13 protein-coding genes, 1 tRNA gene, 3 rRNA genes, 1 other RNA gene, 1 pseudogene and 1 other annotated feature are annotated in these 14656 nt (G+C 41.5%); of the genes and pseudogenes, 15 read left to right on the forward strand and 4 right to left on the reverse strand.

What is annotated here, in order from left to right:
• Window positions 1–117 (forward strand): 23S ribosomal RNA (locus LC455_RS30500); the annotation flags it as partial.
• A gap of 86 nt (window positions 118–203) precedes the next feature.
• Window positions 204–320: ribosomal RNA gene (gene rrf, locus LC455_RS30505) — 5S ribosomal RNA — on the forward strand.
• A 413-nt stretch (window positions 321–733) separates the two neighbouring features.
• Here rrf and LC455_RS30510 read toward each other — a convergent pair.
• The gene (locus tag LC455_RS30510; RefSeq protein ID WP_223596714.1) at window positions 734–1675 is read right to left on the reverse strand and encodes a YaaC family protein; all 942 of its coding nucleotides are present in this window, start codon (window positions 1673–1675) and stop codon (window positions 734–736) included.
• A 108-nt stretch (window positions 1676–1783) separates the two neighbouring features.
• On the opposite strand from LC455_RS30510, the gene guaB reads away from it, so the two are divergent.
• From guaB to LC455_RS30535, 5 genes and pseudogenes are all read left to right on the forward strand, one after another.
• Window positions 1784–3250, forward strand: coding sequence for an IMP dehydrogenase (gene guaB, locus LC455_RS30515; RefSeq protein ID WP_223596716.1), 1467 nt, complete (start codon window positions 1784–1786; stop codon window positions 3248–3250).
• A gap of 211 nt (window positions 3251–3461) precedes the next feature.
• Window positions 3462–4772 (forward strand): serine hydrolase, encoded by a 1311-nt coding sequence (locus LC455_RS30520; protein WP_223596735.1) that lies wholly within the window; start codon window positions 3462–3464, stop codon window positions 4770–4772.
• A 102-nt stretch (window positions 4773–4874) separates the two neighbouring features.
• Window positions 4875–4976 (forward strand): annotated as a pseudogene (locus tag LC455_RS30525) (pyridoxal 5'-phosphate synthase glutaminase subunit PdxT); the annotation flags it as partial.
• Between the two features lie 56 nt (window positions 4977–5032).
• Window positions 5033–5257, forward strand: a binding site (T-box leader).
• Window positions 5258–5308: 51 nt separating this feature from the next.
• A complete protein-coding gene (gene serS / locus LC455_RS30530; protein WP_223596718.1) occupies window positions 5309–6586 on the forward strand; it encodes a serine--tRNA ligase in 1278 nt (425 codons plus the stop codon).
• Between the two features lie 193 nt (window positions 6587–6779).
• Window positions 6780–6872: transfer RNA gene (locus LC455_RS30535), tRNA-Ser, on the forward strand.
• Between the two features lie 100 nt (window positions 6873–6972).
• Here the strand turns inward: LC455_RS30535 and LC455_RS30540 are convergent.
• From LC455_RS30540 to LC455_RS30550, 3 genes are all read right to left on the reverse strand, one after another.
• A complete protein-coding gene (locus LC455_RS30540; RefSeq protein WP_440446444.1) occupies window positions 6973–7671 on the reverse strand; it encodes a deoxynucleoside kinase in 699 nt (232 codons plus the stop codon).
• Window positions 7672–7687: 16 nt separating this feature from the next.
• Window positions 7688–8335, reverse strand: coding sequence for a deoxynucleoside kinase (locus LC455_RS30545; protein ID WP_223596722.1), 648 nt, complete (start codon window positions 8333–8335; stop codon window positions 7688–7690).
• 214 nt (window positions 8336–8549) lie between these two features.
• Window positions 8550–9839, reverse strand: a complete 1290-nt coding sequence (locus LC455_RS30550) for a glycosyl hydrolase family 18 protein (protein ID WP_223596724.1) — start codon at window positions 9837–9839, stop codon at window positions 8550–8552.
• A 99-nt stretch (window positions 9840–9938) separates the two neighbouring features.
• Here LC455_RS30550 and tadA point away from each other — a divergent pair, with 99 nt between their 5' ends.
• From tadA to LC455_RS30590, 8 genes are all read left to right on the forward strand, one after another.
• The gene (tadA, locus tag LC455_RS30555; RefSeq protein ID WP_263297956.1) at window positions 9939–10457 is read left to right on the forward strand and encodes a tRNA adenosine(34) deaminase TadA; all 519 of its coding nucleotides are present in this window, start codon (window positions 9939–9941) and stop codon (window positions 10455–10457) included.
• Window positions 10458–10548: 91 nt separating this feature from the next.
• Window positions 10549–10814, forward strand: an RNA gene (gene ffs, locus LC455_RS30560) — signal recognition particle sRNA large type.
• A 127-nt stretch (window positions 10815–10941) separates the two neighbouring features.
• Window positions 10942–12639, forward strand: a complete 1698-nt coding sequence (gene dnaX / locus LC455_RS30565; RefSeq protein ID WP_223596726.1) for a DNA polymerase III subunit gamma/tau — start codon at window positions 10942–10944, stop codon at window positions 12637–12639.
• 20 nt (window positions 12640–12659) lie between these two features.
• A complete protein-coding gene (locus LC455_RS30570; protein ID WP_223596728.1) occupies window positions 12660–12980 on the forward strand; it encodes a YbaB/EbfC family nucleoid-associated protein in 321 nt (106 codons plus the stop codon).
• Window positions 12981–13048: 68 nt separating this feature from the next.
• Window positions 13049–13645 carry a recombination mediator RecR gene (gene recR / locus LC455_RS30575; protein WP_223596730.1) on the forward strand — a complete coding sequence of 199 codons (597 nt, stop codon included), beginning with the start codon at window positions 13049–13051 and terminating at the stop codon, window positions 13643–13645.
• A gap of 32 nt (window positions 13646–13677) precedes the next feature.
• Entirely contained in the window at window positions 13678–13896 is a 219-nt protein-coding gene (locus LC455_RS30580; protein ID WP_223596731.1) for a YaaL family protein, read from the forward strand.
• Between the two features lie 109 nt (window positions 13897–14005).
• A complete protein-coding gene (locus LC455_RS30585; protein WP_223596733.1) occupies window positions 14006–14269 on the forward strand; it encodes a pro-sigmaK processing inhibitor BofA family protein in 264 nt (87 codons plus the stop codon).
• 294 nt (window positions 14270–14563) lie between these two features.
• Window positions 14564–14656, forward strand: a 16S ribosomal RNA gene (locus LC455_RS30590); the annotation flags it as partial.

Consider the following 14656-nt stretch of genomic DNA (forward strand, 5'->3'; position numbering starts at 1 on the left):
TTTCCCATAGCGTCAAGCTAGTAAGAACCCTGAAAGATGATCAGGTTGATAGGTCAGAGGTGGAAGCGCGGTGACGTGTGGAGCTGACTGATACTAATCGTTCGAGGACTTAACCAAGTCATATGAACATATGAAGGTGAACTCGTTTTTACAATACTTCTTCTGCATTATCTAGTTTTGAGGGAATGAACCCTTAATAATAGTCTGGCAATAATGGCGAGAAGGTCACACCCGTTCCCATACCGAACACGGAAGTTAAGCTTCTCAGCGCCGATGGTAGTTGGGGCACGCGCCCCTGTGAGAGTAGGACGTTGCCAGGCAAATGAAAAAGGACAATCCGCGAGGATTGTCTTTTTGTATTGGGATCAAACTTTTATCCAAAAATGAAAATTGGATTACACTGTGGACACGGGAACTGGAATAATGGAAGGCCAAGTCCGCAATAACGTTTATAGAGGACACGGGAAGTGGATAAGTGGAAGGCCAAGTCCGTGATAGTGCTTATAGAGGACATGGCCAGTGGAAAAAAGGAAGACAGAGTCTACAATAGCGCTTATAGAGGACATGAGCAGTGGAAAATAGAAAGGCCGAGTCCGCAGTAGCTCTCGATCTTATTAAGGACGAACTATCTTACCAGTCCATCCCCTACGAACTCACCTTCATAACCATGATGAAAGACAAAATCGCGAATCCCCCCACGAAATGTCCTTCACCCACTCAATCCCTCAATCCTTCACCCCATCAAATACTGATAAACTAAAAATGGACCCTTTTGCATCGTAACCCCCAAAAATGTATCAATAAACGGATAATCTCGATTCGGCATCATTTTCGTTAATTCACTCCACCATTCCGTTTCATAACGAGCAATCATACTCAGGTTATACAACAATAAATAGTGGATCAGCAGCTCAGGAAAATTAAATAGATTGCTTTTATGAAGCGGCAAACAATAAGAATCATTCTCTAAATTAAACTTCACCGGTGAAACACCTGAAAGATCTTTTTCCCCAGCCGAGAAACTAAGTCCGTCCCCCGAAAACTCAACCCCATTAGCAACCTTAGAAGCAAAAAACTCCTTAAACCGCCCATCTGTCATGTGAAAATGATCCAAAATCATCTCAGGAATAATAAGCTGTTCACCTTGCTTATGTAATGCTGCAAAGGTTCTCTTCCCCTCAATTAAAAAGAATAAATCATCCAGCTCTGGTATAAGTTGTAGTAATTCCTCCATGAAGACTTTTTCCCCTTCCAATTGTTTCACATGAAACATTTTTTCTGACATATAGGGGAAAAGGCCGTTTTTTTGTATCTTCACCTCATCCTGAAAGAATAGATAATTTTGTTTTTTTCTTTTTCGAGTGGAAACTCCATGTGCTAAAACAGCTGTCGTTTCAGGATAGGCGGGATCTATGGTTAAAATGCATGCTTTAATTAAATGAACGAGACCATAAAAAAGAAGAATTGGTTTTAAAATAAGCGGGGATTTTTCAGCCTGCTCATAATATATTTGTCCATGTTCAAGATAATAAAGAAAGGCATAACCGTTTTCATAACTTTTTTGTTCAGGATTTTCGACTCCGCCTTTTTGGTAACATTTTCTTAAAAAAGCTTGGCAGTATTCAGCTGAAAAGAAGCAGGCAAAGCTTTTCCAATCCTTAAATTGAATATCCAAAATACAATCACCTTTTTTCAGAAAAATCAAATTAATACTTTCTCCTTGACAGTATTTTGTCCAATTGTTAACCTACAAATAAAATTTTTTGTCCTGGAGGCCGTTAAAATGTGGGAAACTAAGTTTGCAAAAGAAGGTTTAACGTTTGATGATGTGTTGTTGATTCCTGGTAAGTCTGAAGTTCTGCCGAGAGATGTGAATTTACAAGTAGAGTTATCGCCTAATGTGAAGCTTAATATCCCGATTATTAGTGCGGGCATGGATACTGTTACCGAATCGGAAATGGCAATCTCGATTGCCCGACAAGGCGGCTTAGGGATTATCCATAAGAATATGACCATTGAACAGCAGGCTGAGCAGGTTGAAAAGGTAAAGAGATCAGAAAGTGGAGTAATTAGCGATCCATTTTACCTAACCCCAGATCACCAAGTATACGATGCAGAGCATCTAATGGGGAAATACCGAATTTCAGGTGTGCCGATCGTCAATAACATGGAGGAGCAAAAACTGATTGGAATTATTACCAACCGTGATTTGCGTTTTATCCAGGATTACTCTTTCAAAATTTCTGACGTGATGACAAAAGAAAATCTTGTTACTGCGCCAGTAGGAACAACCTTGAAGGAAGCTGAAAAAATCCTTCAAAAGCACAAAATTGAAAAGCTTCCGCTGGTAGATGATCAAGGTGTCCTAAAAGGACTAATCACCATTAAAGATATTGAAAAGGTCATTGAGTTCCCTAACTCAGCAAAAGACAACCAAGGGCGTTTATTAGCCGGTGCTGCCGTCGGCGTTACAAGCGATACCATGAAACGTGTCGATAAGCTTGTTAAGGCAAGCGTAGACGTCATTGTTGTCGATACCGCTCACGGGCATTCAAAGGGTGTTCTCGACACGGTTAAACAAATTAGAGAAGCGTATCCTGATTTGACCATTATTGCAGGAAATGTCGCCACTGGTGAAGCTACCAGGGACTTAATTGAAGCGGGAGCCGATGTTGTGAAGGTGGGAATTGGCCCAGGATCGATTTGTACCACAAGGGTCGTTGCAGGTGTTGGTGTCCCACAAATTACCGCTGTTTATGATTGTGCAACAGAAGCGATGAAGCATGGAAAAACAATTATTGCTGATGGCGGAATTAAATTCTCAGGAGATATTGTCAAGGCGCTCGCAGCCGGCGGTCATGCCGTCATGCTTGGAAGTTTATTAGCAGGGGTATCTGAAAGCCCAGGAGAAACGGAAATCTTCCAAGGACGCCGCTTCAAAGTTTACCGGGGAATGGGTTCCGTTGCGGCGATGGAAAAAGGTTCAAAAGACCGTTATTTCCAAGAGGATAATAAAAAGTTTGTTCCAGAGGGAATTGAAGGACGCATTCCTTATAAAGGACCATTATCTGAAACAATTTACCAGCTGATCGGCGGCCTTCGTTCAGGAATGGGTTATTGCGGAACAAAAGACCTGTATGATTTAAGAACAAAAGCACAATTTATCAAAATGACGGGTGCAGGCCTGCGAGAAAGCCACCCGCATGATGTACAAATCACAAAGGAAGCACCAAACTATTCACACATATAATTTTTAAACAGAGGGGCTATAGGAGCCTCTCTGTTTTTTTGAGAAAAAAGTCCTGTTTAGTATAAAAAATGAATATAAGATGGGTCGATGCTCTGTCTATGATTTACTAGGCAGTTATGATAAAATAACCAAGGTGTAATAAAACGTTGGAGGGTTATAAATAGTGAACAAACATGTTTATCAGAAATGCATTGCCAGCTTCTTGGCAATCATGTTGTTTTTCAGCCTATTTGCCGGGGCGAGTTCAGCTAAGGCAGAAGCGGCTTTAAATGTAAATGCAGACGGTGCGATTTTAGTAGATGGAGAAACAGGCAAGGTTTTATATGAGAAGAATGCGGATACTGTACTAGGAATTGCTAGTATGACGAAAATGATGACGGAGTATCTATTATTAGAGTCCGTAAAAAAAGGAAAAGTGAAATGGGATCAAGAATACACTCCAAGTGACCTTGTGTATAAAATCTCCCAGAGAACGGATCTTTCCAATGTTCCATTAAGACCTGATGATAAATATACAATCCGTGAGTTATATGAGGCGATGGCGATCTACTCTGCAAATGCCGCAACCATTGCGATTGCTGAAAAAATTGGCGGTTCGGAAACGAATTTCGTTAAAATGATGAATGATAGAGCAAAAAAATTGGGCTTAAAGGATTATAAATTCGTTAATTCCACTGGTTTAAATAATCGTGACTATAATGGCCAGCAGCCGGAAGGAACGGGTGCGGAGGATGAAAACGTAATGTCATCCCGTGCCGTTGCGAAATTAGCGTTCCATTTAATTAATGATTTCCCAGAAGTGCTAAAAACGGCAAGTACGCCTAAGAAAACCTTTAGAGAAGGCACAACCGACCAAATTAAGATGGATAACTGGAACTGGATGCTGCCATCTTTAACGTACGGCTATGAAGGTATGGACGGGCTTAAAACGGGTACAACAGATTTCGCCGGATACTGCTTCACCGGAACGGCTAGCCGTGATGGCAAGCGGTTTATCACAGTTGTGCAAAATGCCAAAGATGCCAGCGGCCAAGGCGGCTATAAAGCACGCTTCGACGAAACAAGAAAAATGATGGATTATGCGTTTAGCAATTACACAAAAGAAGAAGTGCTTCCAAAGCATTATCAAGTAAAGGGGCACAAATCAATCCCTGTTATTAAAGGGAAAAGCGATCAAGTAGAGGTCTATACAAAGTCAGCCATCAACATGGTGATTTTAAATGGTGAAAAGAAAGAGTATAAACCTGTTTTGGTATTAGATAAAAATAAGGTGAATAAAAAAGGTGAATTAACAGCTCCAATTAAAAAAGGTGAAAAGATAGGGACGGTAACGATTCAACCGAAGAGTGGCGAGAAGGTCAGCTTCTTAACGGAAGAAGGTCAAAAGAAGGTTCAGGTCGATCTCATTGCGGCCCAGGATGTTGAAAAGGCAAACTGGTTTGTGTTAATGATGAGAGGCATCGGCAGTTTCTTTGGCGATGTATGGCATGGAATTTCTACAACCGTTAAAGGCTGGTTTTAATTAAAAATAAGCTATTCTAAAAGAGGATTTTTGTCTTGACAGGAATCCTTTTTTGTTGCTTTAATGATTTTATGAGAAAAAAATATTTCCGACATTTTTCAATTCCTAGGCTGTTCCTTCCATCCGGAGCTGACAGACAATCACCACCTCACGGCCTACTTCGTGGAAATTGTGAAGGAAGCAAAGGCAAAACAATTAGTATAGAACTGGTTGCATTTGGATAATATATGTAGTAAATTAAGAGATACAAATTCATATTGTTTAAAGCAATGAGAGGAACTAGTAGCAGGAATTTTGTTCTAAAGAGAGCCGGTGGCTGGTGTGAACCGGTGGATGAAGCTTGTGAATCCCTCCTCGAGTAAGGTACGGAACGTCTTTTTAGAAAAGGCTAGTAAGTACTTTCGGTACAAAACCGTTAACGTTTTTGAGGTGGACAGTTTAGGCTGTCAACCAGGGTGGTAACGCGGGTAACTCTCGTCCCTGTTTTTGGGGCGGGAGTTTTTTGTTTTTATTTTTAAAAAAGGGAGTGCAGTTGGATGTTAGATATTAAAGTATTAAGAGCGAATTTTGCCGAAGTAAAAGAAAAGCTGCAAAATCGCGGTGAGGATTTAACGGATTTGGGACGATTTGAAGAGCTTGACTTAAAACGACGTGAACTGATTGTTGAATCTGAAAAATTAAAAAGCCGCCGTAATGAAGTTTCCCAGCAGGTTGCAGCATTAAAACGCGAAAAACAGGATGCTGATCATCTGATTACGGAAATGCGCGAAGTGGGTGACCGCATAAAAACACTTGATGAGGAGCTTAGAGGAGTAGAAGAGACATTGGAATTATTGCTGCTCAGCATCCCGAATATTCCACATGAATCTGTTCCCGTCGGTGAAACAGAAGATGATAATATCGAAATCAGAAAGTGGGGCCAAGTGCGTGAGTTTGAATTTGAAGCTAAGCCGCACTGGGATATTGCTGACCAATTAAGGATTCTTGATTTTGAACGAGCAGGAAAAGTAACAGGAAGCCGGTTTGTCTTTTACAAAGGGCTTGGAGCACGTTTAGAGCGGGCATTAATGAGCTTCATGCTAGATTTACATGTTGATGAACATGGGTATACGGAAATCCTGCCGCCGTACATGGTAAACCGAACCAGCATGACAGGCACAGGGCAATTGCCGAAGTTTGAAGAGGATGCCTTTTTAATCGAAAGTGAAGATTATTTCCTTATTCCGACTGCAGAGGTTCCGGTTACCAACTATCACCGTGATGAAATCTTAAGCGGCGAGGAGCTGCCAATTCGTTTTGCGGCCTACAGCGCATGTTTCCGCTCAGAAGCAGGGTCAGCTGGACGTGATACCCGCGGGTTGATTCGTCAGCATCAATTCAATAAGGTAGAGCTTGTAAAGTTTGTAAAGCCTGAGGATTCTTATGAGGAGCTTGAAAAGCTGACAAATGATGCAGAAAGAGTGTTGCAGCTTCTGGAGCTTCCATACCGTGTGCTAAGCATGTGCACGGGAGACTTGGGGTTCACTGCCGCTAAAAAGTATGATATCGAGGTTTGGATTCCAAGCTATGGAACTTACCGTGAAATCTCTTCTTGCAGTAATTTTGAAGCCTTCCAGGCGAGACGTGCTAATATCCGCTTCCGCCGCGACCCTAAGTCAAAGCCTGAACATGTTCATACACTTAACGGATCTGGCCTTGCGATTGGCCGCACGGTGGCTGCTATTTTGGAAAACTATCAGCAGGAAGACGGCAGTGTCGTGATTCCAGCCGTACTGCGTCCATACATGGGCAACCGCGAGGTTATTAAGCCTTAATAAAAAAATTGCAACTTTGAAAATTGTCCAGCTGCAGCGCCTAGGGGCTCGAGGTTATAAGCCAATCCTTCGAGAAGGTTAAAAAGCAACCTTCCCGCCGGCTCGTCTTATGCTTGTCGCCCCTGGTCAAGGCGCTTCCGCTTTTCTTCTTGACATGCTAATGATATTATGATAAATTATCTTTTGTTGATACGGAGGAATACCCAAGTCCGGCTGAAGGGATCGGTCTTGAAAACCGACAGGCGGGTTAAACCGCGCGGGGGTTCGAATCCCTCTTCCTCCGCCACAATATACTTACAATCGCGCATAAAACTGGAGATAAAAATTCGTTACATATACATGTAGCGGATTTTTTTTTGTCTAAAAAAGAAAAAACACCAAGCGCCTTATCGGCCAATTGGTGTTTTTGTCATATTTAAAATATCATTTAATTTTTCCTCAACCTCACGGCACACGCGCTCGGCATCCGCTTTACTTTTCACAACATCGGTGTTATCCATATCAATAATCAAAACTTCGCTTGCGGAATATTGATTCATAACCCACTCATCATAATCCTTCCACACTTCGAAATAGTACTCCTTCAATTCAGGGTTGATTTCAAAGCTGCGGCCGCGGGACATAATACGATCGATTACTGTATCAAAGGAACCTTTTAAGTAAACCATTAAATCTGGGGCCTTCTTAGGAAGTTCATTTAACTCTTCGAGCATATTTTCAACGAGCTCTTCATAAATTTTAAATTCTAAGTCCGAGATTCTGCCTAATCTTTTATTTACATAAGCAAAGTACCAATCTTCATAAATCGAACGGTCCTGAATGGTGTAAATAGGCTCGCGCCAATTAATGCATTCTTTTACCGTTTTAAAGCGTTTATTTAAAAAGAATAACTGCAGGAGGAACGGAATTCTTCGTGCATCTAATTCCTCAGGTGTCAATTCATAATAAAGTGGAAGAATCGGATTATCATCCACCGTTTCGTAAAACACTTTGCTCTCAATTCCTTTATTTTTAAAGTGTGCATTTAACGTGTCTGCCACACTTGTTTTTCCAAGCCCAATCATACCACCAATAACAATACTCACTAACATCCCCCTGTTTCTATAATGTGTTGGACCAGCTGCTCTCTTTTAACGATAATGATAGTTTTTCAATAATATGATTTAAATCTGCTTCATTTTTGACAAAATCCAACTCATCGCCGCTAAAGCGGAGAACGGGAATTTCCGGATGTTCCTTTTCAAAGCTTGTAATGGCATTTTCATAGTCGATGGATAGTTGTTCTAAATATAACGGGCTGATATTTTTCTCTACTTCGCGCCCTCTTATTTTTATACGGCTGAGCAGTGTATCAAGACTTGCATTTAAGTAGATAATGACATTTGGCTTTGGCATATCTTCCGTTAAAATTTGATAAATCTTATAGTACTTATTGTACTCATCAGGATTTAAAGTACGTGAAGCAAATATCAAGTTTTTAAATATATGGTAGTCCGCTACAACTGACTTGTTTTGGCTTAAATAATGGGTATTGATATCCCCTAATTGCTTAAAGCGATTGCAGAGAAAGAACATTTCCGTCTGGAAACTCCATTCTTCAATATTTTCGTAAAATTTCCCAAGGAATGGATTTTCATCAACAATCTCTTTTAATAAAGCAAAATTAAAGTGTTCTGAAATGGCCTTTGCAAGTGATGTTTTTCCAACACCAATCGGCCCTTCAACGGTAATAAAGGGTGTATCCCCCATTGCAAGTCCTCCTTCTCCAACTGCCTGCACTCTCTATATTAACCAGGATGAACCGGATAATTTATTCTATTTTTGCCATGGTAAATCTTTGACACAAATGATATTTTATCACAATCTGTCGCAGGAAGGGATATGGAATATTTAGAAGTTAGTCGTTTGTTGTCAAAAATATGAAAAAACTGCCGAATCACGGCAGTTCATGGCGAAAAAATATTTAAGTCCCCCTTTTGGTGACGTTGAAATTATCTACGATTAACAGCCAGTTTTGCGGGAAGGCCAGACCAAGTTTCCAGTAGCTCATTCCTCTTAAATTCATTTGCTTGATTAGGTTAAACTTTGCTTGGATGGAACGGGCATCCTCGAACCAAACCTCATGCTTTTTTCCGCTTCTATCGATATAGTTAAAATGAGGGGCCTGAGCCTTAGTATCATATTGAATTGGGACATTATGCTCTGCTGCAAGCTGGATGGCCTGCTGCGGGCTGACTGCTCTGGCAACGGAGCCTTGAACAAAAGGCAGTGTCCAGTCATAACCATATAGATTTTGCCCCATCAAAATTTTATTTGAGGGGATTTCGGTTACAGCATAATCCAATACTTTTTTAACCTGATCAATTGGTGATACGGCCATCGCAGGGCCGCCGCTATAGCCCCATTCATAGGTCATGATGACGACAAAGTCGGAGATTTGTCCATGTGCTTTGTAATCATGCCCTTCATACCACTTTCCCTGCTGCGTCGCACTCGTTTTTGGGGCAAGAGCGGTAGACATGAGCCAGCCTTCACGACTGAATCTTTGCTTTGCTTTCCTTAAAAAGGTGTTATACGCTTCGCGGTCCGCAGGACGCAAAAATTCAAAATCAAAGTGAATATCGCGGAAGCCATATTTTTGGGCAGTCGTAACAATGTTATTGAGGAATTTATCTTGAATCGCCATATCAGTTAATAAAATACGACCCAACTCATCGCTAAATTGATCATTTTCCTGGTTATTAATAACCATCATTAATACATTGCGGTTAGCCCTGGCGATGGCAGGGAAATCATTTAATAACGGCTCTTTTAAGGTACCATCACGACGAGCTTGAAAGCTAAACGGTGCTAAATAGGTGATATAGGGTGCCGCTTCACGGGCACTTTGCTCGAGAATAGGGGCAACCGTATTGCCGCGCGGCTCAACGTATGCGTTAAACTCGGCATTTCTTTTTCTTCCTGGGGGAATATATAGACGGTATCCAACAGTGAGGGTCTGGTTAATTTGAATTCGATTGACTGTCGCAAGCTGCTGCGCTGTAACGCCATATCTTCTGGCTATAATGGTTAAAGATTCACCAGGTTGAACAAAATGAAAATGACCCACAATCGGTATAACTATGGATTGACCAACAACTAAATTATTTGGGTTGGGTAAATCATTTGCTTCAATTATATCTTGAACCGTTGTATGGTAGGTCCTCGCAATTGTCGTTAATGATTGATTACTTTGGACAACATGAATTTGCATTCATATTCCTCCCAACATATATGCGCTAGAACTATTCTATGAGAGCATATGCCGATAAATGTTATAATGTAGATAAATAAATAGTAGGACGGTTTATTTATGGCAATAGATGAAACACTAGATGAATTTTATATGATGGAAGCGATGAAGGAAGCCAAAAAGGCCGAAGAGCTCGATGAGGTGCCAATAGGTGCGGTTATTGTGTTGGACGGTAAGATCATTGCGAGGGCTCATAATTTGCGGGAAAGTGAGCAAAAATCAATCGCCCATGCTGAGCTGCTTGCCATTGATCAAGCCTGTATGGAATTAGGAACATGGCGGCTTGAAGATACGACTTTATATGTGACCTTAGAGCCGTGTCCGATGTGTTCAGGGGCGATTATTTTATCAAGGGTGAAAAGAGTAGTATACGGTGCGGCGGACCCTAAGGGCGGCTGCGCAGGCACTTTGATGAATCTGCTCGAGGATGAGCGCTTCAATCACCGCTGTGAGGTCACAAAAGGAGTATTAGAAGCGGAGTGCGGTCAATTGCTTTCTAATTTTTTTCGGAAAATTAGAGAGAGAAAAAAGCAGGAGAAACAGCAAAGAAATGAGAGTCTGTTAAAAGATTTACAGTAATTTACAAAGGATAAAGATTGATTTTTTCTGAAATTGTTTGTATACTAAAAAAGCGTCAGATACGACGCCTAAAAATTTGGTATCAACTTTGCCGTGCTAGGTGGGGAGGCAGCGGTGCCCTGTACCCGCAATCCGCTCTAGCGGGACTGAATCCCTTCTCTGAGGCTCGCGACCTGTAGGGTCTGCCTTAAGTAAGTGGTGTTGACGCCTGGGTCCTGCGCAATGGGAATCCATGAACCATGTCAGGTCCGGAAGGAAGCAGCATTAAGTGGACGCTCCCATGTGCCGCAGGGGTGCCTGGGCCGAGCTAACTGCTTAAGTAACGCTTATGGGCGCCAGTCGAAGGAAGGTGCACGGCAGTTTATTTTACATAATTAAACTCATCCTAGATTAAGGATGAGTTTTTTTGTTATTCTTTTTGTAAAAAGGAAATTGAATACGTTATAATAGATGGGATGAAAATTTTTGAAGGGGGCGGTGTCGCATGTCTTATCAAGCTTTATATCGTGTTTGGCGTCCACAGAAATTTATTGATGTAGTAGGACAAGAACATGTGACAACGACATTGCAAAATGCCCTGCTTCAACAAAAAATCACCCATGCCTATCTTTTTTCCGGACCAAGAGGAACAGGTAAAACAAGTGCAGCTAAAATATTAGCTAAGGCAATCAATTGTGAAAATGCGCCAGTTTCAGAGCCATGCAATGAATGCGCGGCCTGCCGCGGGATTACGAATGGGACGATTTCCGACGTACTTGAATTTGATGCTGCCTCCAACTCCAGAGTCGAAGAGATGCGTGATGTTCTTGATAAGGTGAAGTTTGCTCCGACTGCTGTGAACTATAAAGTCTATATTATCGATGAAGTTCATATGCTATCGATTAGTGCCTTTAATGCTCTATTGAAAACGTTAGAGGAACCGCCGAAGCATGTAATCTTTATCTTGGCGACAACAGAACCTCATAAAATTCCATTAACGATAATCTCAAGGTGTCAACGCTTTGATTTTAGGAGGATTACCGCAGGTTCTATCGTCAATCGGATGAAGCTTATTGTCGATGAAACAGGTGTTAATTGTGACGAGCGCGCCCTGCAAATGATTGCAAGAGCGGCTGAAGGCGGGATGCGTGACGCCTTAAGTTTATTGGATCAAGCGATTTCCTACAGTCATGACCGTGTCACGATTGAGGACGCCTTAACGGTAACAGGTTCAGTATCCCAAGGATTTTTAAATAAATTAGCTGCGGCATTCCGGGATAAAGATGTTGCCAGCGGTTTAGAGGCGTTAGATGAGCTCTTGTTTCACGGAAAAGACCCGGCACGTTTTATCGAAGATATGATTTTGTTTTATCGCGATATGCTTCTTTATAAAACAGCGCCTAAGCTTGAGGAATCCCTGGAAAGAGTAATGCTGGATGATGAATTTCGCGAAATGGCTGAAGCGATTCCGACTGAGCAAATCTATCAACTCATTGATCTCCTTAATAAAACACAGCAAGAGATGCGCTGGACAAACCACCCAAGGATTTTCTTAGAAGTGGCGATTGTAAAACTATGTCAAATGGAAACAGCACATAGTATGCAATCTGGGGCGGCAACAGCAAATGTCGACCATTTGGTGTCGAGAATTGAGCAGCTTGAAAATGAATTGAGGCAATTAAAGGAAAATGGTGTGGCGGTTTCTGCACATGAACCAGCACCAGCACCGCAAAAGACTGCCCAGAGGAGTTCGAGAAAAGGGTTCCAGCCGCCTGTTGGTAAGATTAATGAAGTGTTAAAGCAGGCGACCAAAAATGATTTAAATCAGATCAAGAGTAAATGGGGCGAAATGCGGGCCAATTTAATCAAATCGCATGCGGCCTTACTTAATGAAGCAGAGCCAGTCGCAGCTTCGACTGATGCTTTAATAATAAAATTTAAACATGAAATGATTTGTCAAATGGCGATGGATAGAAGGGATTTCCTCGACGGAATTACCGCGGCCTTAAATAAATTCACTGGTAAAAGGCTTTTAATCTTAGGAGTACCCGAGGAACACTGGATGTCGATCCGGGAAAGCTTCCTGAGCACACAACAGCATGGTGAAGAGGGAGAAAGCAGCGGAACGGTACATGAGGAAGAACCTCATATTGCTGAGGCCAAAAAATTATTTGGCGAAGAATTTGTTGAAATAATTGACTAAAATTAATGGAGGTAATGGAAATGATGCGTGGCGGAATGGGTAATATGCAAAATATGATGAAGCAAATGCAAAAAATGCAAAAGCAAATGGCTGAGGCTCAAGAGAAATTAGGCCAGGAAAAAATCGAAGGAACTGCTGGCGGCGGCATGGTTACTGTTGTGGTAACTGGACATAAAGAAGTAGTCGATGTTCAAATTAAACCGGAGGCAGTTGATCCAGATGACGTGGAAATGCTGCAGGATTTAGTCCTAGCTGCTGTAAACGATGCCCTTAAAAAGGCAGAAGAATTAACAAACAATACAATGGGACAATTTACAAAAGGAATGAATTTGCCGTTTTAATAAAAATATATAGCCAAAGTGCGTAGGTATACATGCACTTTGGCTTTTTTTAAGAGAGGAACATTAACATGCACTATCCTGAACCGATATCGAAGCTGATTGACAGCTTTATGAAACTGCCGGGCATCGGTCCAAAAACAGCCGCCCGCTTGGCTTTTTATGTTTTAAGTATGAAGGAAGACACCGTGCTTGATTTTGCCAAGGCATTGGTGAATGCGAAACGAAATCTTACTTATTGTTCGATATGCGGCCACATCACCGATCAAGATCCATGTTATATTTGTGAAGATCAACGTCGGGATAAAGGTATAATATGTGTAGTCCAAGATCCTAAAGATGTGATTGCCATGGAAAAGATGAAGGAATTTAACGGATTATACCACGTATTACACGGGGCGATTTCGCCGATGGATGGAATTGGGCCAGAGGATATTAATATACCGGATTTGTTAAAACGATTGCAGGATGAAACTGTGCAAGAGGTCATCTTAGCAACAAATCCAAATATCGAAGGCGAAGCGACAGCGATGTATATTTCCCGATTGTTAAAACCATCAGGCATTAAAACAACGAGAATTGCTCACGGTCTGCCAGTTGGCGGGGATCTTGAGTATGCTGATGAAGTAACCTTATCCAAAGCATTAGAGGGCCGGCGGGAATTATAGGTTCGCACTAAAAGAGACCGGAGGATTCGATTATGTTTTTTCGGCGTAAAGGCTGGCTTCGAAAAGAATATGATGAAAAGCTGTTGATCCAGCTGAACAAGTATAAGGAACATTGGCAGCAGGAAAAAATGCTGCTGGAAAAAAGCTTTGACCCATCTGATGAAGTGATTTGTCAAACAAAGATTGCAGAAGCGAAATATATCTTCCTTTTAAGAGAAGCAAAAGAACGGAATGTTAAGTTAATGAGGTAAGATTTGCCGTGGCGCCAATTAAGGTGCTCCGGCTTTTCCTTTTTCTCAGGTCTATTTTTTTGAGCTTGTACATATGTTTTATAAAGGACCTAAGAAGGGGGATCACTTTTTGGAACCAATTGTAGTCATTTCCGTTTTAGGCGGGCTCGTTATTTTGTTATTATTTTCAGGGGCTCCCTTTAAGCCAGCTCGTTTTGTGGGCCAAGCTGCTATAAAGTTACTAATCGGGGCGTTGTTTCTGTTCTTCCTCAATGTTGCCGGTAATCATTATGGTATCCATGTACCAATTAACTTCGCCACTTCTGCAGTTTCAGGCTTTTTGGGCATCCCGGGCTTATTAGCTTTAGTAGCAATACAGCATTGGATTATCTAACAGTTGTGAGCCGCTGAAAACAACAGCGGTTTTTCTTTGAAAAAATATGAAAAAAAGTGTTGACCAACTAGATGATATGCTGTAATATAGTAAAAGTCGTCACCGAGACGACAACAACTCGAAAAAAAGTTATTGACTTTGCACTTGTTGTTTGGTAAGATAATAAAGTCGCTTTTGGGCGATAGAGAAATAAAATTGATCTTTGAAAACTAAACAAACAAAAACGTCAACAAACAATAATATTCGTTTCTTTTTGAAACGAAGCCAACGTTTTATTTTATGAGCTAATCAACTTTCTTGGAGAGTTTGATCCTGGCTCAGGACGAACGCTGGCGGCGTGCCTAATACATGCAAGTCGAGCGAATCACTGGGAGCTTGCTCCCGGTG

The sequence above is a fragment of the Neobacillus bataviensis genome, assembly GCF_019969725.1.

What these genes read in the sequence shown, in the direction of transcription:
- guaB (WP_223596716.1), top strand. Translation starts at nt 1,784, where the DNA reads ATGTGGGAAACTAAGTTTGCAAAAGAAGGTTTAACGTTTGATGATGTG.
- LC455_RS30520 (WP_223596735.1), top strand. Translation starts at nt 3,462, where the DNA reads ATGTTGTTTTTCAGCCTATTTGCCGGGGCGAGTTCAGCTAAGGCAGAA.
- serS (WP_223596718.1), top strand. Translation starts at nt 5,309, where the DNA reads ATGTTAGATATTAAAGTATTAAGAGCGAATTTTGCCGAAGTAAAAGAA.
- LC455_RS30545 (WP_223596722.1), bottom strand. Translation starts at nt 8,335, where the DNA reads ATGGGGGATACACCCTTTATTACCGTTGAAGGGCCGATTGGTGTTGGA.
- LC455_RS30550 (WP_223596724.1), bottom strand. Translation starts at nt 9,839, where the DNA reads ATGCAAATTCATGTTGTCCAAAGTAATCAATCATTAACGACAATTGCG.
- tadA (WP_263297956.1), top strand. Translation starts at nt 9,939, where the DNA reads ATGGCAATAGATGAAACACTAGATGAATTTTATATGATGGAAGCGATG.
- dnaX (WP_223596726.1), top strand. Translation starts at nt 10,942, where the DNA reads ATGTCTTATCAAGCTTTATATCGTGTTTGGCGTCCACAGAAATTTATT.
- LC455_RS30570 (WP_223596728.1), top strand. Translation starts at nt 12,660, where the DNA reads ATGATGCGTGGCGGAATGGGTAATATGCAAAATATGATGAAGCAAATG.
- recR (WP_223596730.1), top strand. Translation starts at nt 13,049, where the DNA reads ATGCACTATCCTGAACCGATATCGAAGCTGATTGACAGCTTTATGAAA.
- LC455_RS30580 (WP_223596731.1), top strand. Translation starts at nt 13,678, where the DNA reads ATGTTTTTTCGGCGTAAAGGCTGGCTTCGAAAAGAATATGATGAAAAG.